The organism is Streptomyces sp. NPDC007971, assembly GCF_042958635.1.
GTDB lineage: Bacteria > Actinomycetota > Actinomycetes > Streptomycetales > Streptomycetaceae > Streptomyces.
This window is the reverse complement of the sequence record NZ_JBIBJK010000004.1, coordinates 472,646-493,391: the sequence shown is the minus strand read 5'-3', so window position 1 is coordinate 493,391 and position 20,746 is coordinate 472,646. Positions and strand designations below refer to the sequence as shown.

General features: G+C 72.1%; 21 protein-coding genes. 14 read left to right on the top strand and 7 right to left on the bottom strand.

Features of this window, described 5'->3' with window-relative positions:
* Nucleotides 1-44: 44 nt before the first annotated feature.
* Nucleotides 45-1,817 carry a hypothetical protein gene (locus ACFZCP_RS11290; protein ID WP_391426168.1) on the bottom strand — a complete coding sequence of 591 codons (1,773 nt, stop codon included), beginning with the start codon at nucleotides 1,815-1,817 and terminating at the stop codon, nucleotides 45-47.
* A gap of 225 nt (nucleotides 1,818-2,042) precedes the next feature.
* Between ACFZCP_RS11290 and ACFZCP_RS11285 the strand changes: the two genes are divergently transcribed.
* The 5 genes from ACFZCP_RS11285 to ACFZCP_RS11265 all read left to right on the top strand — a co-directional run bounded on the left by ACFZCP_RS11285 (nucleotide 2,043) and on the right by ACFZCP_RS11265 (nucleotide 6,911).
* Nucleotides 2,043-2,432, top strand: coding sequence for a cell division protein SepF (locus ACFZCP_RS11285; protein WP_362700324.1), 390 nt, complete (start codon nucleotides 2,043-2,045; stop codon nucleotides 2,430-2,432).
* A gap of 109 nt (nucleotides 2,433-2,541) precedes the next feature.
* Complete coding sequence (locus ACFZCP_RS11280) at nucleotides 2,542-3,831, top strand: AAA family ATPase (RefSeq protein ID WP_391426165.1); 1,290 nt, start codon at nucleotides 2,542-2,544, stop codon at nucleotides 3,829-3,831.
* Entirely contained in the window at nucleotides 3,828-4,172 is a 345-nt protein-coding gene (locus ACFZCP_RS11275) for a nucleotide pyrophosphohydrolase (protein ID WP_362700328.1), read from the top strand. Before ACFZCP_RS11280 ends, ACFZCP_RS11275 begins: the two co-directional genes overlap by 4 nt.
* 210 nt (nucleotides 4,173-4,382) lie before the next feature.
* Complete coding sequence (locus tag ACFZCP_RS11270) at nucleotides 4,383-4,868, top strand: DUF6099 family protein (RefSeq protein ID WP_362700330.1); 486 nt, start codon at nucleotides 4,383-4,385, stop codon at nucleotides 4,866-4,868.
* 471 nt (nucleotides 4,869-5,339) lie between these two features.
* Complete coding sequence (locus ACFZCP_RS11265; protein WP_391426162.1) at nucleotides 5,340-6,911, top strand: recombinase family protein; 1,572 nt, start codon at nucleotides 5,340-5,342, stop codon at nucleotides 6,909-6,911.
* A 59-nt stretch (nucleotides 6,912-6,970) separates the two neighbouring features.
* Here ACFZCP_RS11265 and ACFZCP_RS11260 read toward each other — a convergent pair whose 3' ends face one another.
* The gene (locus ACFZCP_RS11260; protein WP_391426161.1) at nucleotides 6,971-7,765 is read right to left on the bottom strand and encodes a hypothetical protein; all 795 of its coding nucleotides are present in this window, start codon (nucleotides 7,763-7,765) and stop codon (nucleotides 6,971-6,973) included.
* 162 nt (nucleotides 7,766-7,927) lie between these two features.
* Here ACFZCP_RS11260 and ACFZCP_RS11255 point away from each other — a divergent pair, with 162 nt between their 5' ends.
* Entirely contained in the window at nucleotides 7,928-8,602 is a 675-nt protein-coding gene (locus ACFZCP_RS11255) for a Scr1 family TA system antitoxin-like transcriptional regulator (protein ID WP_391426159.1), read from the top strand.
* Nucleotides 8,603-8,680: 78 nt separating this feature from the next.
* Complete coding sequence (locus tag ACFZCP_RS11250; protein ID WP_391426157.1) at nucleotides 8,681-8,881, top strand: hypothetical protein; 201 nt, start codon at nucleotides 8,681-8,683, stop codon at nucleotides 8,879-8,881.
* Nucleotides 8,882-8,924: 43 nt separating this feature from the next.
* Here ACFZCP_RS11250 and ACFZCP_RS11245 read toward each other — a convergent pair whose 3' ends face one another.
* From ACFZCP_RS11245 to ACFZCP_RS11230, 4 genes are all read right to left on the bottom strand, one after another.
* The gene (locus tag ACFZCP_RS11245; RefSeq protein WP_391426155.1) at nucleotides 8,925-9,461 is read right to left on the bottom strand and encodes a hypothetical protein; all 537 of its coding nucleotides are present in this window, start codon (nucleotides 9,459-9,461) and stop codon (nucleotides 8,925-8,927) included.
* A gap of 73 nt (nucleotides 9,462-9,534) precedes the next feature.
* Nucleotides 9,535-9,741, bottom strand: coding sequence for a hypothetical protein (locus tag ACFZCP_RS11240; RefSeq protein WP_391426153.1), 207 nt, complete (start codon nucleotides 9,739-9,741; stop codon nucleotides 9,535-9,537).
* Nucleotides 9,738-10,085, bottom strand: coding sequence for a hypothetical protein (locus ACFZCP_RS11235; protein ID WP_391426151.1), 348 nt, complete (start codon nucleotides 10,083-10,085; stop codon nucleotides 9,738-9,740). The genes ACFZCP_RS11240 and ACFZCP_RS11235 overlap by 4 nt, the downstream gene beginning before the upstream one ends.
* Before the next feature lie 314 nt (nucleotides 10,086-10,399).
* Nucleotides 10,400-10,927: a hypothetical protein gene (locus ACFZCP_RS11230; RefSeq protein ID WP_391426149.1), complete on the bottom strand. Its 528-nt coding sequence runs from the start codon at nucleotides 10,925-10,927 to the stop codon at nucleotides 10,400-10,402.
* 66 nt (nucleotides 10,928-10,993) lie between these two features.
* Between ACFZCP_RS11230 and ACFZCP_RS11225 the strand changes: the two genes are divergently transcribed.
* Nucleotides 10,994-11,170 carry a hypothetical protein gene (locus ACFZCP_RS11225; RefSeq protein ID WP_391426147.1) on the top strand — a complete coding sequence of 59 codons (177 nt, stop codon included), beginning with the start codon at nucleotides 10,994-10,996 and terminating at the stop codon, nucleotides 11,168-11,170.
* Nucleotides 11,171-11,291: 121 nt separating this feature from the next.
* Here the strand turns inward: ACFZCP_RS11225 and ACFZCP_RS11220 are convergent, their stop codons facing one another.
* Entirely contained in the window at nucleotides 11,292-11,456 is a 165-nt protein-coding gene (locus tag ACFZCP_RS11220) for a hypothetical protein (protein ID WP_391426145.1), read from the bottom strand.
* A gap of 237 nt (nucleotides 11,457-11,693) precedes the next feature.
* Between ACFZCP_RS11220 and ACFZCP_RS11215 the strand changes: the two genes are divergently transcribed.
* The 6 genes from ACFZCP_RS11215 to ACFZCP_RS11190 all read left to right on the top strand — a co-directional run bounded on the left by ACFZCP_RS11215 (nucleotide 11,694) and on the right by ACFZCP_RS11190 (nucleotide 20,574).
* The gene (locus ACFZCP_RS11215) at nucleotides 11,694-12,617 is read left to right on the top strand and encodes an LLM class F420-dependent oxidoreductase (protein WP_362700334.1); all 924 of its coding nucleotides are present in this window, start codon (nucleotides 11,694-11,696) and stop codon (nucleotides 12,615-12,617) included.
* A gap of 283 nt (nucleotides 12,618-12,900) precedes the next feature.
* The gene (locus tag ACFZCP_RS11210) at nucleotides 12,901-13,839 is read left to right on the top strand and encodes a hypothetical protein (protein ID WP_391426143.1); all 939 of its coding nucleotides are present in this window, start codon (nucleotides 12,901-12,903) and stop codon (nucleotides 13,837-13,839) included.
* Between the two features lie 77 nt (nucleotides 13,840-13,916).
* Nucleotides 13,917-15,383: a 3' terminal RNA ribose 2'-O-methyltransferase Hen1 gene (locus ACFZCP_RS11205; protein WP_391426141.1), complete on the top strand. Its 1,467-nt coding sequence runs from the start codon at nucleotides 13,917-13,919 to the stop codon at nucleotides 15,381-15,383.
* Entirely contained in the window at nucleotides 15,380-17,983 is a 2,604-nt protein-coding gene (locus ACFZCP_RS11200) for a polynucleotide kinase-phosphatase (RefSeq protein WP_391426139.1), read from the top strand. The genes ACFZCP_RS11205 and ACFZCP_RS11200 overlap by 4 nt, the downstream gene beginning before the upstream one ends.
* A gap of 198 nt (nucleotides 17,984-18,181) precedes the next feature.
* The gene (locus ACFZCP_RS11195; protein WP_391426137.1) at nucleotides 18,182-20,038 is read left to right on the top strand and encodes a RiPP maturation radical SAM C-methyltransferase; all 1,857 of its coding nucleotides are present in this window, start codon (nucleotides 18,182-18,184) and stop codon (nucleotides 20,036-20,038) included.
* Nucleotides 20,035-20,574 carry a DUF5825 family protein gene (locus ACFZCP_RS11190; protein WP_391426135.1) on the top strand — a complete coding sequence of 180 codons (540 nt, stop codon included), beginning with the start codon at nucleotides 20,035-20,037 and terminating at the stop codon, nucleotides 20,572-20,574. Before ACFZCP_RS11195 ends, ACFZCP_RS11190 begins: the two co-directional genes overlap by 4 nt.
* Nucleotides 20,575-20,746: the final 172 nt, after the last annotated feature.

Genomic DNA, 20,746 nt, shown 5'->3' with positions numbered 1-20,746 from the left:
TGTGGCTCGGCCTTCCGCTCAGCCCTCCCGCTCAGCCCTTTCGCTCAGCCCTTTCGGCCCAGATCGGCCGGCCGTACGTCGAGGGTGGAGAGCGTCTGCGGGTCCGCGGTGAAGGCGCGCAGCCGGAAGCGGGCGCTCTGCTTGGCGGACAGCGGGAACCGCCCTCCGGGTGCCCGCAGTTCCACGGTCGCCGTGGTGTGCGCGGGGATCGTGGCCGGACCGTGCCCCAGGGACCAGTACCTGCTCATGCCCTGGCCCGTCGTGAACATGTAGTGCGGGGTGAGCGGGGCGTCCCCGGTGTTGGCCACGCGCACGGTCAGGGCCGACAGCGAGTGCCCCGTGGCCCGGCGGGCCGCCGTGATGTCCATCCGCAGCGGCGGCCGTCCCGACACCGCGAGGGTCGCGCTCACCAGTGCGGGCAGCACCAGCAGAGCGACTGCCCCCACCAGCGCGGGGCGGCGGTGCGGGCCCCTGAGCCACCTGGGGCGCGGCTGCCAGGCGCGCGAGAAGTCCGACAGGGGCACCGTGACCGCCGCGGCGAGCCACAGCGGCGTCATCATCAGGTAGTAGCCGTCCTGGGAGCGGGTCGCCAGGTAGAAGGCGCACCACGGCAGCACGGTCGCGGCCGGGCCCAGCCGCCGTACGAAGAGCACGAACAGACCCAGCAGGGCCGCTGCGAGGAGCACGCTCGCGTGGCCGTACCAGTCGAGCCGGTCGCTGCCGTGCGTGAAGTACAGCGAGATGTCCACCAGGCCCTGGCCGTGCAGCACCGCGCCCTGGGTCAGCGGAAGGGCGATCCCGCCGAGCCAGGGGCCCGGCTCGTGCACCACGAAGTACGCGTTGACCAGCAGCCAGGCCGCCGCGGCGATCCCGAGGATGCGCAGCACCACCGCCCAGGCCGCCCGTCCGCCCAGCTCCCCGCGGCGCACCGCGTAGATGCCGGCCAGCAGGAACGGTGTCACGAACCAGGGCAGTTGCTGGGTCGCGCACGCGGCGCCCAGGCACACGGCCCGCGCGATCCCCGGGGCGCCCAGCCGGCCCCCGCTGCCGATCCGCGGCCAGCGCACCACCACCGGCACCAGCAGCGCCAGGGCGACGATCGCCGGGTAGCCCTGGCGCGCGTACGTCGGCAGGAAGCTGAAGCCCAGGCAGAGCATCGTCGCCGCCGAGCGCCACGGCATCGGCAGCATCCGCCACAGCACCACCGCGCACACGATCAGCGCGAGCGTCGCCGCCGCCGTCGCCGGGAGCCCGCCGTGGCCCAGCCACAGCAGGGGCGCGGTCAGCAGCGGGGCGAGCGGGGGATAGCCGTACGTGTAGTCGTAACCACCGCTTATCGTCGCCGTCAGCGCGACGCCCTTGGTGTGGAACAGCCAGGGCCACGGCTGTCCGTAGATCTGGTGCCCGGCCAGCATCTCCCGCGCGGCCTGCGTCGTGAGGACGGCCTCGTCGCCACCGGCGTGGTTCAGCGCCCAGGTGCACACGGTGAGCGTGACCGCGGTCACCAGCACCACCAGGTCCAGACGGGCCAGCGAGCGCGCCCGCCGTACCGTCAGGGCGAGGACACCGCTGATCAGGATCGAGACGTAGCAGACGGAGATCACCGCCGCGAGGGCCAGCCGGTGGCTGGCCGCCTGGTTCCACACCGACCGGGTGCCGATGAACAGGCTCATGTCCGCGAGGAGGGTCAGCACCCGGTGCCACTGCGCGGGAGCCTCCGGGGCCGCCGCGGCCGCCGTGCGGACTCCCGGGACGGCGGACACCGCCGACTGTGTCCGCCGGCCGGGTGTCACCTGCTGTGTTTCTGCCAAGTGCACGACATCGGACGCTAACGGCGGCCGGTGAGCGGGGTGTGGCGCCAGGTGAAGAGTCCGGTGTGAGGGCGGTAAGAACCGGGCGTATTCGTACATGTGCCCCTCGGTGGCGCGCAAGGAGATGCCGACGGGCCGTGGCGCTTCGTGTCGTTGTTGGGCCGAACGGGTGACTTGGCGTAAGAATTGGCTGGTGCAGGCAATGAGTGCGAGTCAGGTCGGGGGGAGCCGGTGAGCCGTTACGACGTCACCGATGAACAGTGGGAAGGGCTCGCCCAGGTCGTGCCGCTGCGGGGCAGGGACGCGTGGCCGTCCGCGGTGAACCACCGCTCGCTGCCCGACGCGGAGACCGAGACCCGCCGGCGGTTCGTGGTCCTCAGGGTGAACATCTTCGCGGACGCCAGGGAGGTCGCCGAGACGCTGATGGCAGGGGCGCCGGTCCTGCTCGACCTGTCGAGCGCGGAGGGCGACGTCGCCAAGCGGGTCCTCGACTTCAGTACGGGCGTGGTCTTCGGTCTGGGCAGCGGGATGCACCGGGTCGACCGCAATGTGTTCCTGCTGACCCCGCCCGGTACGGAGGTCAGCGGACTGATGGAGGACGCGGGGGTGTCCGGCGGCTGAGCCGGGCGACGGTGTGCGGCCGGTGCGCGGGCACCGGCCGTCCCCCGATCGTAGGAAGGCCCGGCGGACAAAACGGTTCACCGGTTCCATGGAGACCTACCGTCCGCATATGCCCGTGTCTTCCGCGTCCGCCCAGCCCTCCGTGCCGTCCGGGTCCTCTGCGGCGCCCGCCCCCTCCACGCCCCCGGCCCCCGCAGTGCCGGCGGCTCCCGCCCCTGCGGTGCCGGCGCTCTCCACGCCCGCGGTGCCAGTGCCCCGGGCCCCCACGCCGGCCCCCGCCCCCGTCGACGTCCGCGCCCGCATCACCGAGCTGCGGCTGTCCGCGTTCGCCGGGCACCGGCGTGCCGCGTTCCCGCTGGGTCCCGTCACCCTGATCGCCGGACCCAGCGGGTCCGGGAAGTCGACCGCACTCGGTGCCTACGAGGCGCTCGCCAGGCTCGGGGGAGGGGCGCCCCTCGCGGAGGTGTTCCCGGACCCGGTCGCCTGTGTGCCGGAGCGGGCGCGGCCCGACGGCGAGGGACGGCGGGGGTTCCGGATCGGGTGCACGGCCGACGGCACCGAGGGGCCGGTCCGCCTCGACGTGGCCGTCCAGGCCGAGCCCGAGCTGCGGATCGTGGGCGAACGGCTGACGGCCCGGGGGGTCGTCCTGCTGGAGACGGCCCTGCGCGATCCCGGACGCCGGGCCGTACAGGCCGCCTGGCACACCGCGGGCGCCTCCCCGGTCACCCGCGCCCCGCTGCCCGACGACCGCCTCGGCACCGCCCTGCTGCCGCTCAGGGTGGCCGGCAAGACCGACGGGCAGCGGCAGGTGCTCGCCGCCGCCGAGCAGATGGTCGTCGCCCTGCGCTCCGTCTTCGCCTGCGACCCGCGCCCCGAGTACATGCGCATCCCCGTTCCGGCGGGCTCGGGACGGCTCATGCCCGGCTGCGACAACCTCGCCGACGTCCTACGGCGCACCCGGACCGAGTGCGGACGCCGGCACGCCCAGCTGGTCGAGACGCTGCGCGCGGGCTGCGCCGGCCCGGTGGCCGACCTGATCGCCGAGCCGGTGGCCGACGGCACCGTCCGGGCACTGCTGGACCGCGGCGACGGCCTGCGCACCGACCTGGCCCGGCTCGGCGACGGCGAGCTGCGCTATGTCGCTCTGGCCCTGGTGCTGTTCACCGGGCCCGGCGTCCTGGACGTCGACGAGCCCGGAGAGGTGCCCGACGCCCTGCGCAGCCTCACGGTGCTCGCCGACGGCTTCGACCGCGGCCTCGACCCGGGCCAGCGCCTGGAACTCCTGCGGACGGCGGCCCGGATGGGCGAGCGCGGGCACATCCGCTGCGTGGGCGCGGTGAGCGACGCCTCGTGGGCCGAGCGGGCCCGGGGCGTCACAGTGGTACACCTGACCCCGTGACGGAACATTCTGACCTGGCCGGACTCCAGCGCAGGCTCGCCGAGTTCGCCGCCGCGCGCAACTGGCAGCCCTACCACACCCCCAAGAACCTCGTGGCCGCCCTCAGCGTGGAGGCCTCCGAACTCGTCGAGATCTTCCAGTGGCTGACCCCGGAGGAGTCGGCTCGCGTGATGGGAGACCCCGAGACCGCGCACCGCGTCACGGACGAGGTCGCGGACGTCCTCGCGTACCTCCTCCAGCTCTGCGAGGTCCTCGGCATCGACCCGCTGACCGCCCTGTCGGACAAGATCGACCGCAACGAGCACCGCTTCCCGGCCCCGGCACCGGACGACACGCCCTGACGCGGTGGCGCGGCACACCGCCCCGAAGGGCCGGAGTGCCATGCTCCGTTATTACTCTCTGCATTCAAACTCCCCGCCGAATCCCAATTGTTGTCCAGAGATTTCCGTCTTGCTCTGGCTTTTCGTCCCACGGTACCTCACTCTGGGTAGTGGACAAGGGAGTTCGGACGGACGTGCGGGGACGCACGGTTGACAGGACGGGGGCAGCGCATGGAAGCGGTGCGGCTCATACTGACCAGCAGGCGAGCCCTGGCGGGTGGCGCCGACGGGCCCGAGATCATGGCGGAGGTGTGGCAGGCACAGGCCCTGGCACAGGCGATCGGCAGCCGGCTCGCGGTCTCCGGGCCGCCGGAGCTGCGGGGCGAGGCACTGGGGCTGACCGAGCTGGCCGGCCGCGGCTGCGGCGTCCTGGACCCTCCGGAACTCGATCCCGGAGACCTGCGCGCCGCCCAGCTCACCGAGCTGGAGGACGCCCGGCACACCCTCCTCAGCCTCGACGGCCTGCTCGGCGAGGTCGGCATGGCCCTGGTCGGCATGGCCAGCACCGCGGCCGACGAGGCGACGTACTGGCAGTGCATGGAGGCCATCGACGCGGCGGACGAGTCCCGGGACCGGGTCCTGGAGATGCTGCGCAAGCTGGCGGCACGCGAGGAGGCGTTACCGGAGAACGCGAAGGACAGTCCGACCGGCGTCTGAGGCGGACACCACGCCGACGACCCGTCGGCCACCCGGGCCGACGCCCTGCACTCCGGAGGCGAACGGCACCCAGCCCGGCCCTGCCGGCACTCCAGGAAGACCAGCCGCATCACCCGGCCCGTGCGGTGTCCGAGGACGGGCGGCGACCACACACCCCCCCCGGCCCGACCCGCGATCGAGGAGGGGCGGCCACGCCACCCACCCGGCCCGTGCAGGGCTCCGAGAGCGGCGACCACACCCCCTGCCTGCGTGGCCCCCGAGGACGGGCGGCCACACCCCCGGCCCGTCCGGCGTTCGCGGACGCAGCCGCTCAGGCCGAAGCGGGGGTCTGGGGGCGGCAGCCCCCGGTGCGGCGGAACGTCACCCCAGCTCGCCCTCTTCGGCCGACGCCCACCGCGAACCCCCGGCCGACTGCAGATCCGCATCCAGCGCTGACGGTCCAACCTACCTTTCAGGGCGTATTTTTGATGCATGGCCACAAACGGGACCGAACGGCAGCTCCGAGCCGTCGTCTACACACGCATCTCGCATGACCCCTCCGGCAAGGCCGAGGGCGTCACCCGGCAGCAGGAAGCCTGCCGCAAGCTTGCCGCCGAACTCGGCTGGCGGATCGTCGGCGTGAAGACCGACGACGACCGCACCGCCATCGGCAAGAGTGGTGACCGCGCCCGGCGCCCCGCCTACGCGGAGCTGCTCGACATGCTGTCCGCCGGTGAGGCCGACGCCGTGCTCGTCTGGCACACGGACCGCCTGTACCGGCAAGCCCGCGACCTCGAACCGCTCATCGGGATCGTGGAGCGCACACACGTCCTCATCCGCCCCGTGAAGCAGGGGGAGCTGGACCTGGCCACGGCATCCGGCCGCATGGTCGCCCGTATCCTCGCCAGCGTGAGCACGCACGAGGTGGAGCACGCCGTCGAGCGCATGAAGGCCAAGCACGAGGCGAACCGCCGGGCGGGGATCAATCCTGGTGGCCCGCGTACCTTCGGGTTCCGCGCCGTGAAGCCCAAGGCGACCAAGGACCAGGTGCCCCAGGTCCCGGAGGTGGACCCGGGGGAGGCAGCCCTGATCCGTGAAGCCGCCAGTGCCGTCCTCGCCTATGCCGCCGACCCGGAGACCGGCCGCACCCTGACGGGCATCTGTCGTGACTGGAACGAGCGCAAGATCCCCACCCCGCGCGGCAAGACGTGGACTATTCAGTCGCTGCGTGGAGTGCTGTTGTCGCCCCGGATCGCCGGGCGGATCGCGCACAGGGGCGAGGACGCCGGTCCGGCGCAGTGGGACGCGATCGTCGACTACGACGTGTGGCTGGCCCTGCGCAACGTGCTCAACGACCCGTCCCGTCGCTCGGGTTCGGCCGGTGACGACGGCCGACAGCCCAAGTACCTCGGCTCGGGCCTGTACCGGTGCGGCCGGGACGGCTGCGGCGCCGTGGTCCGCCCCGGCGGTGCTCGGGCCGGACAGCGCCAGCAGTACCGCTGCACGTCCAGTGCGCACCTGATCCGTACCGCCGAACCTGTCGACGACTTTGTGGAGCGGACGATCCTCGCCGAGATCGTCTCGGAGAAGACCCACGACCCGTTCTGGCCCCCGGTTCCGGAGGCACCGGAGGGACCGTCCATTGAGGAGCTGAACACTCGTCACACGATCCTGACGACTCGGCTGGAGGTATTGGCGGAGACCTTCGCCGAGGACGATGAGGCGGACCCCCTGGAGTACCGGGCCGCGTCCCGGAAGATCAAGGAACGCATCGCCGCCGTTGAGCAGGAGATCACCGAGGCGGCCACGGCCGCAGCCTCTGCGGCGCAGCCCGGCCCGCTCGCCGACATCGATCTGCCGGAGCTGGTGCGGCGGCACAAGGCAGACCCGGCCGATGCACTGGCCTGGTGGCGGCAGACGTACAGCCTGGAGCGCCGCCGCAAGCTCCTCGCGCTGCTGGCCGAGGTCACGCTGATGCCCGGTCGGCGGGGCCGCCCCCTGGGTGTGGCGGCCGGTGGCCTGGACCCCGCCTCGGTCCGCATCGACTGGACCGGCAACGCCTGACCCATCCACCACACGACGACGCCCGGCCGGGCTGCCTAACCGGCCGGGCGTCGTGCTGTCTAGCGCTTGAGCTGCGCGAGGAAGTCGTTCACGAACTTCTCCACCTCGGCCCGGCTCTTCACTTCCTCCACGTTCAGCCGGTCGACCACCTTCACGCCGGAGTGCAAGAACAGACGGCTGCGGCTGTGGTCACGCCCGGCGTGGCCCTTGTGCTGCGGCCCGTCGATCTCGATCACACCGGCGAATCCGCAATAGGTGACCAGCAGGTCGGGCTCGAAGGTCCAGCCGCGCACCCGCATGCCACCGAGCGGCATGATCCCGATCGTCTCGTTGTCCGGTAGCGCGTGTTGTCGTTCCCTGAGCACCCGGTACACGTCCAGCTCCCACTCGTTAGTGAACCGGAGCTGGTCCTCCACCGGATGACTGGGTTCGAGCTGCTGCCTCCGGCCTTGGTTGCTGGGCTTGGGGCCGTCGGCGGTCTTGATCTGCCTGCGCCAGTCCGGGCCGAGGCGAGGAATCGACGGCCGGGCGACAACCTCGTCAACGGACTTGCTCGACCCCCAGACCACGTCTCGCATCACCTCGGCGATGCTCTCCAACTCTCGCTCGTTGTAGGTGGAGTACAGGCTCGGTTCCACCACGAGCACGATCCGGTAGCCCTCCTGGCTGTACTCGGTGTTCCAGAGCCGGACCTCGATCGACGACACGTCGGCGATCATCCGCGCCGTGTCGGTCTTCCCGAGGTGATACGCGAGTACGGCGCTCGTCCCGAGAAGCCACTCACTCACCAGGGGAGCATTCTGTGGCGCGTCGAGGGCCAGGGACATGTCGGGCGACGCCAGCTCATCACTCATGCACGGAATTGTGACAGTCGCCGCTGACAACGAAAGGGTGCCGGAAGACGAGGGAGCCCCCGTCAACGTGGTCAGCCGGCAATGGGGTTGAGGCCCGAGCCGCACACACGACGACGCCCGGCCGGGCGTCGTGCTGTGGGGCTACGCCTCGGGGCGCCCTCGGTGACACGTGCACCTGCACCGCCGCGCGAGCAGCAGCCCACCACCGTGGGGCAGGGGTACGTCCTGGGTCTGCCTGCACTGGCCGTGCAGATCCTCGTACCCGGGCTGCTGTGCGACCGCGCATTCCGCCGACATGGCCGAGGTGTCCACACCGACGCCTCGGTGTTCCGGGGCTGGGAGTCCTCCATGGTCTTCGGCATCCTCCAAACCCCCGACTACGCCCGGTCGATCTTCACCCGGTACGCCGAACTCCAGCAGTCGCCCCGGGACACCGAGGACGCCGTCCGCTCCCGCATGAAGCGCCAGGAAGCCCTGTACGACCCCACCAAGCGCTTCCACCTGACCCTGTGGGAGGCCGCGCTGCGCGCCCTGGTGTGTCCGCCGTCGGTCCTGGCCGCGCAGCTCGACCGGCTGTCCGGCGCCGTCGGCCTGGACACGGTCGAGCTGGGGATCATCCCGTTCAGCTGCTCGCTCAAGATCCCGCCCGCGACGGCCTTCTGGGTCTACGACGACAGCCGCGTGATCGTCGAGACCTGGCACAGCGAGCTGTGGGTCGAGGACGACGCCAGCGTGAACACGTACCTCCGCACCTGGAACACCTTGCGCGAGTCCGCCGTCTACGGCTCCGACGCTCACCGGGTCATCGCTGTCGCACGCCGCGACCTCAACGTCTGAGAACCCCTGACGCGTCAGGGCTGCGAGGCCAGAGAACATACCCAGGCCAGAACAGTCGTCAGGAGGGACGGGCTCCGCATGTCCGAGAGCGGCACCGTGACCATCTCGGACAGGGACACGTGGCAGGAGATCTCCCGCACCTGGGAGGTGCGGCTCCGGCTCCCGGATGGCCGTGAAGGTACCTTCGCGGTGCCGGACGGAGCGGGCATGACGCCTCCGCTCCCGGGGAGTCCAGTGAGGCTCCGCATCGAGCGCGCCGACGGCGAGGTCTTCTCCTGATCCAGCACCGGAAGCCCGCCGGGTACGCCCGGCCGGGCTCCTTTCAGGACCGGCCGACGGTGCGGCGCTCCAGCTCGTTCAGGCGACGCATGGCCGACTGAGCATCCAACTGGCCCGCTTGAGCGGCCTGAACCTGGAGGGCGAACCGCTGTTCGTCAGCTGCCTGTTCTCCTTCTTGCCGTGGCGTGGGGTAGTCCTCCATGTAGCCGCCGATGATGCGCCGTGGCGGCGCGTGCCCAAAGGCAGAGCGCCACGCTGCAACGACACCTGTCAGCGCAGTCCGCAGCTTCTCGTCCTTGAGCCGTTCCGCCAGGTCTTCGATCTTCCGGTCGGTGTCGCGTCGTCCCTCGTCCTCGAACCAGTCGGCCCTGCGGCCTCCCGCCGAGATGATGTCCTCGAAGCGTGTCCGGGAGGCTTCCAAGGCGTCGCGCAGTCCGTCGGCAGCGGGGCCGAGGGCGAGATGGTGTCGGCGCAGCCACACCTTGCGGGCCCCGAGACCGAGCGTCCAGGCGAACGCCAACCAGCCGGGCAGGAACTTGGGCCAGTCGGCCCACCAGGGATCAGCAGCCGCAACAATCATGGGGCGAGTCTGAGGGGCACGCGTCGCCGAAGGGAGCGATTTACCTAAACCGCCGGCAAGGCGTTCCCTCAGCTCAGGCGGGCCAGTACCGTCCGCCTTCGTCCTGCCGGACCATCGACCGGTGCACCAGCTCGGTCCGCCCGTCGGTGATGAGCATCCGCATCCGGACGCGGTCGGCCTCCGCCAGCAGCTCGGGGCGCGTCAGGCCCGGGTGCGCGGCGACGAAGTCGCGCAGAATCCGCCGCTGCCCGGGGTTGACCCGGGGCCGGTGGGTGGTCAACTGATCCCCGCCTGGATGAAGTTGTCCGCGATCCGCTCCCGCACGTCCTCGGGCAGCTCGCGCACCAGCTCCCCGAGTGTCCGGGCGTAGTCCCAGTGCCACCGGCGGATCAGCTCGACGGCGGCGAGGGCGTGCCGGGCGCGGCGCTCCGCGTCGGCTATCTGCTCCGGGGTCGCATCCATGATCGAGGAGCCGACCGGGGCCCCGAGGCTGATGCCGGTCTGCTGCTCGATCACGCCAACCACGGCCGCCGACGCCTCGGCCGACGCGCGCTGGATGTCGGCCAGCGCCTCCCGTCGTGCCTGCGCGATCTGTTCGCGCTCTCGATCCAGTTCACCGGACATGGTTCACTCCTCCTCTTCGGACGGGGGTTGGAGATGCCGAGCCGGGTGAGTACGCGGTTCTGCTCGACTGCCGACAGGAAGCTGAAGTGGTACAGGCAAGGCCTCCAGCCCCGGCCCTCGCCGACGCAGGCCCACACCGCCGGGGTGCTCATGACGACCGCCGGAGGGTTGAAGCTTCAGGGCCGCCTGGCGGTCCGACTCCGCGTGCCGGGCGCACTGGTGCTGCGCGTCGCAGTCGCACCATGACGGCCACTGGCGCTTCGGCCGGTTGGTGAAGTCGGCCCGGCTCCGGACCTGAGCTGCCGCCTGACGGGCTATCGAGGGGTCGATGGTGGATATGGCCTGGGTCGCGCTCCGGAGCCGGGAGGCGGCAGCCTCCGCAGCCGTACGGGCTGCCTGGAACTCCGTCCGGGGCGCTCCTGTTCGGCCGCCCGGCGGATGCGCTCCTCGGTGATCCGCAGCCGGGTCATGGTGGCCCGGTTCGCCTCGGCCTCGGCCCGCCAGCGCTGCCTGTCGGCCGGGCACGGCTCCCCGAGCAGCACCCGGTACGCCGGGGTGTCGCTCGGCCGCAGCCCGCCGTGCACCCGGGCCGACACGTCGGCGAAGCAGAACCGGCAGCACCCGGCGAACTTCTCGGCCGGAGCAGCGGCGACCTCCACGGCCGCCCGGCCGAACACGGCCGCTGCGTCCGGGGTCAGGCTGCGCAGCGCCTCGGCCCCCGAGGCCGGGGCGACCTGTCCGGGGGCCGGGTAGTGGCCGCCGGTGGCCCAGCGCTCCGTGCGGCCGTCGGCGAGCACGACCTCACGCGTCAGCGCCTCCTCGGGCCAGAGCTGTGCCCGCACCTGCGACGCCTAACCCGTGCGCAGTCGGCCGAGCCGATCCGGGCCCGTGAGCGCGAGCCGGAGCCGGTGCCCGACGGCCTGACCGAGGCCGACGCGGAAGCGATCGAGACGTGGCCGCCGGAGCTGCGCGCCCGGCTGAACCAGTCGGCCTGCAGCCGGGTGATCGACCGGGAGTCCTCGGCCAGCGAGCCCGACAACTGGGGGGTGAAGAACGCCCTGCGCCGCCGTGGTGCCCGGCCCTGAACTGGGTTTTCTGGCCTGGCCGTTGATCCATAGGCGCTCAGACCGATCTGCCTTGGAATCGCGGACCATTCGGGTAGCCGTTTGCAAAATCGATGTATAAAGATACGGCCCTCCACCTGGGCTATTCCGCCTTGGATTTCTTCAGAGAAAAACCCGCTTCTTTTTCGAGGTCCGACAGGTCCGCGTTCAGCGCCGCCATCAGCTCCTCCATCTGCTCCAGCAGCCCCTTCGGCCGGCCGGCGGAGCCACCCTGCGGGGGGACGGACTCCACGGTTTCTTCGGACATGACGGCCTCCTCGGCCCCCGGCCCCGGGGAGGACCGGGGCGATGACGCGCGAGGACGGCGGCCGCCCGGCGCGGGTGCCGGACGGCCCGGCTCCGACCGCCCAACGATCACCGCCGTTGCCGGTCACTGGCCCGCCGGGCCCCCGAGGCGCCGTTGACGATTTTCACCCGACCGGGGATCGCCGCGCCTGGCGGTACCAGTGAGGTTGACGGGGCGTGGGCCGTGCAGGATGGATGTATGGACCTTCGAATCTTCACCGAACCCCAGCAAGGGGCGACCTACGACACCCTGCTCACCGTGGCGAGGGCCACGGAAGACCTCGGCTTCGACGCCTTCTTCCGCTCCGACCACTATCTGCGCATGGGCAGCGCCGACGGCCTGCCCGGGCCCACGGACGCCTGGATCACCCTGGCCGGCCTCGCCCGCGAGACCAGGCGCATCCGCCTCGGCACCCTGATGACGGCCGGCACCTTCCGCCTGCCCGGCGTGCTCGCCATCCAGGTGGCCCAGGTCGACCAGATGTCCGGCGGCCGGGTGGAACTGGGCCTGGGCGCGGGCTGGTTCGAGGAGGAGCACAAGGCGTACGGCATCCCCTTCCCGAAGGAGAAGTTCGCGCGTCTGGAGGAGCAGCTGGAGATCGTCACCGGGCTGTGGGCGACCAAGACCGGCGAGACCTTCGACTTCCACGGCCGGTACTACGACCTCACCGACTCGCCCGCGCTGCCCAAGCCCGCCCAGGCGAAGGTCCCGGTGCTCATCGGCGGTCACGGGGCGACCCGCACCCCGCGCCTCGCGGCCCGCTACGCCGACGAGTTCAACATCCCGTTCGCCTCGGTCGAGGACAGCGAGCGGCAGTTCGGCCGGGTGCGCGCCGCGGCCGAGGAGGCGGGCCGCAGGGCGGACGGTCTGACGTACTCCAATGCGCTGGTGGCGTGTGTCGGCAGCAACGACCAGGAGGTCGCCCGGCGGGCCGCCGCGATCGGCCGTGAGGTGGACGAGCTGAAGGCCAACGGGCTGGCCGGCTCCCCGGCCGAGGTGGTCGACAAGATCGGCCGGTACGCCGAGATCGGCTCGCAGCGCATCTACCTCCAGATCCTCGACCTGGACGACCTCGACCACCTGGACCTGATCTCCTCCCAGGTCCAGTCGCAGCTGTCGTAACGCCCGGCCCTGTGCACCCGGCCCCCGGCCCTTCCGGGCGGAGAGGGCCGGGTGTCCGGGGAACCTGTGACCGTCCGGTGGCCGGAGCCACGGCCTTCGCCACAGCTCCCGAGCCGGTCATCCCCACCGGCCGGCGCAGCGGGCCCGAGCGCCGGTCCGGCCGCCGGGCCCGTGCGGCGGCGCAGAGGAGTTCGACGGCGGTGTGCCCGTCCTGTGGATTTCCGGTGCCGGAACTGTGGCCTCCCTCACGGCGCACATGATCCGGGCCTGATCGGATGACCGCGTGCGCAAAGGTCTCCCTCTCATCGTCACCGGCCTGCTGGCCCTGTCGGCCTGTCAGCTCGTCGGCCAGGACGACGCCGCAGCCGACACCCGCAGCCTGAACACCATGGCGGCGTTCCCGCTCCACACCTACCTGACGGACCCGTCGACGCAGGACGGAAAGGCCGTCGGGGCGGCGCAGTGGATCCTCGCGAAGAAGTGCATGGTCCGGCTCGGCTTCGCAGGCTTCTCGACGCTGAACACCAAGACCGTGGAGTCCACGTACCCGGTCCGGCAGGGAGCCCTCTCGGGCCTCGGCACGATCAGTGACGACAGCCCCTACGGAGTCGACGATCCGGACCAGGCAGCCGAGCACGGCTACCACAACCGCAAGCAGGAGGAGTCCTCGCAGCCCCTGGAGTGGCCGGCCGACCAGTATGTGGCCCTCACCGGACTGTTCGACTCCGGCGACAGCCACCGTGCCCACGGGCACTCCGTTCCGGAGGGCGGTTGCCTGGGACAGGCCACACGGAACATCTACGGCTCCGCGCCCGGGTCGGCGAAGATCAACGGCATCAAGGTCACCGGCTACTACTCACTGCCCCTCGCCCTGTGGAGCGAGTCCCACAAGGCGGCACGGAAGGACCCGGCCTGGAAGAAGGCCGACCGCGCCTGGTCGGCCTGCATGAAGAAGCAGGGTTTCCGCTACCCCGACCCTGACGGGGCCTCGCTCGACAGCGCATGGCTCGGGACGCAGAAGCCGTCGGGCAAGGAGCGGAAGACAGCGGCTGCCGACGCCCGCTGCAAGCTCGACACCGACTACATCGGCACCGTCCACGCCATCGAGGCCCGTGCCCAGAAGACGGTCATCGGCAGGCACAGGAAGGATCTGGACGCCCTGCGCGCGGCGCAGGAGCGGGCTGCCGGGAACGCCCGGACGGTCATCGCGAAGGAGAATTGAGCAGGGCGGTCCGCACCCACCGGCACCGCTCCTAAACGGGTGGTCAGGGCGGTGCCGGTCCCTGGATACTGGGACATGTGTTCCTGACGATATCCACGAGCGGCAACGCCGCCCTCCCCGCCACCGACCTCGGGTTCCTGCTGCACAAGCATCCCGACAACGCGCAGAAGTTCTCGACCTCCTACGGCACCGCGCACGTCTTCTACCCGGAGGCGGACGCCGAGCGCTGCACGGCCGCGCTGTTGCTGGAGGTCGATACGGTCGCGCTGGTCCGGCGGGGCAAGGGCAAGGGCCGTGGCGGAGCACCCGACGCGGCACTCGCGCAGTACGTCAACGACCGCCCCTACGCTGCCTCCTCGCTGCTGGCGGTCGCCCTGAGCGGCGTGTTCTCCAGCGCCCTGCGGGGCGTGTGCAACGCCCGCCCGGAGCGGGCCGCCACGCCCCTGCCGCTGCGCATCGAGATCCCCGCGCTGCCCGCCCGCGGCGGACCCGAGCTGGTGGGGCGGCTCTTCGAGCCGCTCGGCTGGGCGGTGACCGCCGAACCCGTCGCGCTCGACACCGAGTTCCCGCAGTGGGGCGCCTCGCGCTATGTCCGCCTCGTCCTGGAGTCCGAGGCGCTGACCCTCGCCGAGGCGCTGCGCCACCTTTACGTGCTGCTGCCGGTCCTCGACGACGCCAAGCACTACTGGGTCGCCTCCGACGAGGTCGACAAGCTGCTGCGGGCCGGCGAGGGCTGGCTGCCCCGGCACCCCGAGCAGAAGCTGATCACCAGCCGCTATCTCTCCCGCCGCTGGTCGCTGACCCGGCAGGCGATGGAGCGGCTGGAGCTGGTGCGCCTGGCCGAGGCCGACGACAGCGAGGTCGAGGCGATCGACAACGCGGTCGAGGAGGAGACGGAGACGGAGGAGAGGCCCGCCCCGCTGGCCGTGCAGCGCCGGGAGGCGATCGTCGCCGCCCTGAGCGCATCCGGTGCCGCCCGGGTCCTGGACCTGGGCTGCGGCCAGGGCCAGCTGGTGCAGGAGCTGCTGAGGGACGTCCGGTTCACCGAGATCGTCGGCGTCGACGTGTCGATGCGCGCGCTCACCATCGCCTCGCGCCGGCTCAAGCTGGACCGCATGGGCGAGCGGCAGGCCTCGCGCGTCCAGCTCTTCCAGGGCTCGCTCGCCTACACCGACAACCGGCTCAAGGGATACGACGCGGCCGTGCTCAGCGAGGTCGTCGAGCACCTCGACCTGCCCCGGCTGCCAGCCCTGGAGTACGCCGTGTTCGGGCACGCGCGCCCGAGGACGGTCCTGGTGACCACCCCGAACGTCGAGTACAACGTCCGCTGGGAGACCCTGCCCGCCGGCCACGTCCGGCACGGCGACCACCGCTTCGAGTGGACCCGCGAGGAGTTCCGTGCCTGGTCGGCGGCGGTCGCCGAACGGTACGGATACGGCACGGAGTTCGTACCCGTCGGGCCGGACGACCCCGAGGTCGGGCCGCCCACCCAGATGGCCGTGTTCCACCGCAACGACACCGAGAAGGAGGCGAAGGCAGCATGACCGAGACGCAGAACAGGGGACGGGCCCTCCCCGTCACCGACCTCTCCCTGGTCGTCCTCGTCGGCGCCTCCGGCTCCGGCAAGTCCACCTTCGCCCGGCGGCACTTCAAGCCCACCGAGGTGATCTCCTCCGACTTCTGCCGCGGTCTCGTCTCCGACGACGAGAACGACCAGAGCGCGACCCGGGACGCCTTCGACGTCCTGCACTACATCGCGGGCAAGCGGCTGGCCGCCGGCCGCCGTACCGTCGTCGATGCCACCAGCGTGCAGCAGGACAGCCGGCGCCAGCTCGTCGAGCTGGCCAGGAAGTACGACGTGCTGCCCATCGCCATCGTGCTCGACGTGCCCGAGGAGGTGTGCGCCGAGCGCAACGCGGCCCGCACCGACCGCGCCGACATGCCCCGCCGGGTCATCCAGCGCCACATCCGCGAACTGCGCCGCTCGCTCAGGCAGCTGGAGCGCGAGGGCTTCCGCAAGGTGCACGTGCTGCGCGGAGTCGAGGAGGTCGACGGAGCCACCGTCGTCACCGAGAAGCGCTTCAACGACCTGACCCACCTCACCGGCCCCTTCGACATCATCGGCGACATCCACGGCTGCGCCGCCGAACTGGAGTCGCTGCTCGCCGAGCTGGGGTACACCGACGGCGTGCACCCCGAGGGCCGTACCGCCGTCTTCGTCGGCGACCTGGTCGACCGCGGCCCGGACAGCCCGGGCGTCCTGCGCCGCGTGATGTCCATGGTCGCGTCCGGGAACGCACTGTGCGTCCCCGGCAACCACGAGAACAAGTACGGCCGTTACCTCAAGGGCCGCAACGTCCAGCACACCCACGGCCTCGCCGAGACGATCGCCCAGATGGAGGGCGAGAGCGAGGAGTTCAGGGCCGAGGTGCGCCGGTTCCTGGAGGGACTGGTCAGCCACTACGTCCTCGACGGCGGCAGGCTGGTCGTCTGCCACGCGGGCCTGCCCGAGAAGTACCACGGCCGCACCTCCGGCCGGGTGCGCTCGCACGCCCTGTACGGCGACACCACCGGCGAGACCGACGAGTTCGGGCTGCCCGTGCGCTACCCGTGGGCCGAGGACTACCGGGGCCGCGCGGCGGTCGTGTACGGGCACACCCCGGTCCCGGAGGCGACCTGGCTCAACAACACCATCTGCCTGGACACCGGCGCCGTCTTCGGCGGCAAGCTGACCGCGCTGCGCTGGCCGGAGCGCGAGCTGGTCGACGTACCGGCCGAACGGGTCTGGTACGAGCCGGCCAGGCCGCTGCGCGCCGACGCGCCGGGCGGGCAGGACGGACGGCCGCTCGCCCTGGCGGACGTGCACGGTCGCAGGGCCGTGGAGACCCGGCACGCCGGCCGGGTCGCGGTCCGCGAGGAGAACGCGGCCGCGGCCCTGGAGGTCATGAGCCGCTTCGCCGTCGACCCGCGTCTGCTGCCCTATCTGCCGCCGACCATGGCACCGACGGCGACCTCGCAGGTGGACGGCTACCTGGAGCACCCGGTCGAGGCCTTCGCGCAGTACGCGGCAGACGGGGTCGAGCGGGTCGTGTGCGAGGAGAAGCACATGGGCTCGCGGGCGGTGGCCCTGGTGTTCCGGGACGCGGACGCCGCCCGCGGGTGGTTCGGGGACGGGGGCACCTCCCGCTCCGGCGACGCCGAGAGCGGGAAAGGCCCCACGGGGGCGCTGTACACCCGGACCGGGCGGCCGTTCTTCGACGACGAGAAGGTGACCGAGGAGATCCTCGGCCGCCTGCGCTCGGCCATCGGGGACGCGGGCCTGTGGGAGGAACTCGCCGCATCCGGCAGCACCTCCGGCGCGGGGGACTGGCTCCTGCTGGACGCCGAGCTGATGCCCTGGTCGCTGAAGGCCTCGGGCCTGCTGCGCAGCCAGTACGCGGCCGTGGGCGCCGCCTCCGGCGCGGTGTTCCCCGGCGCGCTCGCCGCGCTGGAGGCCGCCGCGGCCCGCGGGACCGACGTGACCGGCCTGCTGGAGCGGCAGCGTGAACGTGCCGCCGACGCGGCCGCGTTCACCGACGCCTACCGCCGCTACTGCTGGACCACCGACGGCCTCGAGGGCGTCCGCCTGGCCCCCTTCCAGATCCTGGCCGCCCGCGGCCGCAGCCTGGCCGCGCTGCCGCACGACGAGCAACTGGCCCTGATCGACCGGATGGTGGAGCACGACGGCACCGGACTGCTCCAGACCACCCGGCGCCTGTACGTCGACACCGGCGACCCCGAGTCGGTCCGGGCCGGCGTGGACTGGTGGCTGGAGATGACCGGCCGGGGCGGCGAGGGCATGGTCGTCAAGCCGGTGGGCGCGCTGGTCCGCAGCCCGGAGGGCCGGCTGGTGCAGCCCGGCATCAAGTGCCGTGGCCGTGAGTACCTGCGGATCATCTACGGTCCCGAGTACACCCGGCCGGACAACCTCGCCAAGCTGCGCCGGCGGTTCCTGAACCACAAGAGGTCGCTGGCGATCCGCGAGTACGCCCTGGGTCTGGAGGCCCTGGACCGGATCGCGGAGGGCGAGCCGCTGTGGCGGGTGCACGAGGCGGTGTTCGGGGTGCTCGCCCTGGAGTCGGAGCCGGTGGACCCGCGCCTGTAGCCCCACGTCTGCGGACCGGCACAGAACACCCTTGTGTCCCTCACACATCTGTCCATATGGTGGACGGCCGTGCGGCACAAGGGTGTTCGCGTGTCCGGAGCGAAGGGTGGACATGGAGATCAGAAAGATCGTGGTCCGTGAGGAGCGGAGCACCAGCCGCCGGCCGGCGATCCTGGAGAAGCGGCCGACCCGCTGAGCATGCGCGTTCACCTGGCCACGATGCCCTGGCACCCCCTCGACCTGCCCTCCCTGCAACTGGGCCTGCTGAACCGGATCGTGCGGCGGTCCCGCCCCGGCGACCGGGTGACCGAGTTCCACGGCTCCCTGCGCTGGGCGGAGTTCCTGCTGGAACACTCCGGCGGCCGGCTGCGGCCGGGCGACTGCGTGGCCGTCGGCAGCGACGCGATCTTCCACGGCCTCGGTGACTGGGTCTTCTCCGGCGTCCTGTACGACGACCCGGGATGGGGGCTGGCCAGGCTGCGGGACTACGCGGCCGACCGGGACGTCTTCGTCGACACCGCCCTCGCCATGCGCCCCTACGCCGCCGGCTTCATCGCCGCCTGTGCCGCGGAGGTGCTGGCGGCCGAGCCCGACGTGGTCGGGTTCACCACCACGTTCATGCAGAACGTGTCCTCCCTCGCGCTCGCCCGCGAACTCAAGCGCCTGCGGCCCGGACTGACGGTCGTCTTCGGCGGCAGCAACTGCGAGGGGCCCATGGGCCACGCCCTGCACCGCAACCACCCCTTCGTGGACCATGTGGTGCGCGGCGAGGCCGAGTACGCCTTCCCGGCCCTGCTGGGGCACCTGGAGGAGGGCACCGCGCCGGCCGACGTGCCCGGCCTGTGCTGGTGGGACGGCCACAGGTCGCGGGCCAACACCGAGACCCGGCGGACCGTGGCCCCCGCCGACATCCCCTCGCCCGACTACGACCAGTGGCAGGCCGCCCTGGAGGCCTCCCCGGTGCAGGAGTACGTCCACCCCAAGCTGGTGGTCGAGGGCGCCCGCGGCTGCTGGTGGGGCGAGAAGCACCACTGCACCTTCTGCGGGCTCAACGGCTCGGCGATGGCCTTCCGGGCCAAGCCGGGCGAGCGGCTCTGGGAGGAGATCGGCCGGCTGGTGCGCCGCCATCGCCTCCTCGACGTGGTCACCGTCGACAACATCATCGACATGGCCTACTTCCGCGACTTCCTGCCCCGTGTCGCCGAGAGCGGCTGGGACCTGCGGCTGCACTACGAGGTGAAGTCCAACCTCACCCCCGCACAGCTCCGGCTCCTCGGCGAGTCCGGCACGGTGCACATCCAGCCCGGCATCGAGAGCCTGGGCAGCAGGGTCCTCGACCTCATGGACAAGGGCGTCACCGGCGCCCGCAACGTGCGCACCCTGCGCGAGTGCGAGAACCACGCCCTGACCTGCTCCTGGAACCTCCTCTACGGCTTCCCCGGCGAGACGGCGGACGACTACACCTCCGTCATCGACCAGCTCCCCGCCCTGGTCCACCTCCAGCCGCCGAGCGGCGCCCACCGCATCCAGCTGGAGCGCTTCAGCCCCCACTTCACCGACCCGGCGCTCGGCTTCGGCAAGCGCCGCCCGGCCGGGATGTACCAGCACGTCTACGACCTGCCCGAGGACGAACTCGCCGACCTGGTCTACCTGTTCGACACCGAGGACGCGGGCGTCCGCGGCCCCGTCGAGCAGCGGCTCAAGGACGCGGTGGCCGCATGGCGGGCCGGACACGCCGACTCCCGGCTGCTGTTCGAGGAGTCCGGCGAGGAGCTGCTCGTGGTGGACCGGCGGCACGGCCGCCCGCCCGCCACGCACCGCTTCACCGGCTGGCGGGCACAGGCGCTGCGCCTCCTGGAGGACGGCCGCAGCGCCCCCGCCCTGCACCGGCTGCTGGCACAGCGCGGCCATGACGTGCCCGCCGGTGCGCTCGATGCCTGGACCGGGTACGCCCTGGCCCTGGGGCTGCTCTTCCGCGACGGTCCCACCCTTGTCTCGCTCCCCACCTGGGGCGAGCCGGTCCGCCTGGCCGAGGACGCGGGGGCCGCCGGGTGAGCGGGCTGCCCACGGACGTGCCCCACCGGCGCACCGGCGTCCGGGTCGAGGTGCCCGGGCCGCTGGACCTCGGCGGGCAGGGGCGGGAGACGGCCCGGGCGGTGCGGTTCCTGCGCGAGTGCGCGGGCCTGGGCCTGCGGGTGACCTGGCGGGCGGTGGGGCGGCCGGCGTACGACCTGAGCGCCCTGCGGCATCTGCCGCCGCCGGACGAACTGCCCGGCTCAGGTGCCGAGTTGTCGGCCTGGCGGGACGGATACGGCTTCGGCACGCTCTACCACCGGCGCGGTCCCGGCTTCGTGACGGTCATGGACCGCCGGGAACCGGGTACGGCGGCTCGGCTCACCCTCGATCACCCGGACCTGCTGGCCGCCTTCGACCGGCTCCACGACCCCACGCCCCTGGACCTGCTGGACCCCACGGGCCGGGAGGCCGTCGGCCTGCTGGCGGCCGAGCGGCTGGCCCTGGTCAGCGAGGGCTGGGCGGTGTCCCTGCCCCCGCGCATCCGCCGCTGGCCCGTCCCCTGCACCGCGATCTGAGCAGGGGACGGGCCGACCGGTGCGGGTGCCGGAGCCGGTGCCCGCAAACCCCCCGACCGCGGGCTCGGCCCGGCAGGAGCCGCTGTGTGTACCGGCGCGGGGCTCACGCCGGCCGGAGCCGCTGTGTGTACCGGGACGGGGCTCACGCCGGCCGGAGCCGCTGTGCGTACGA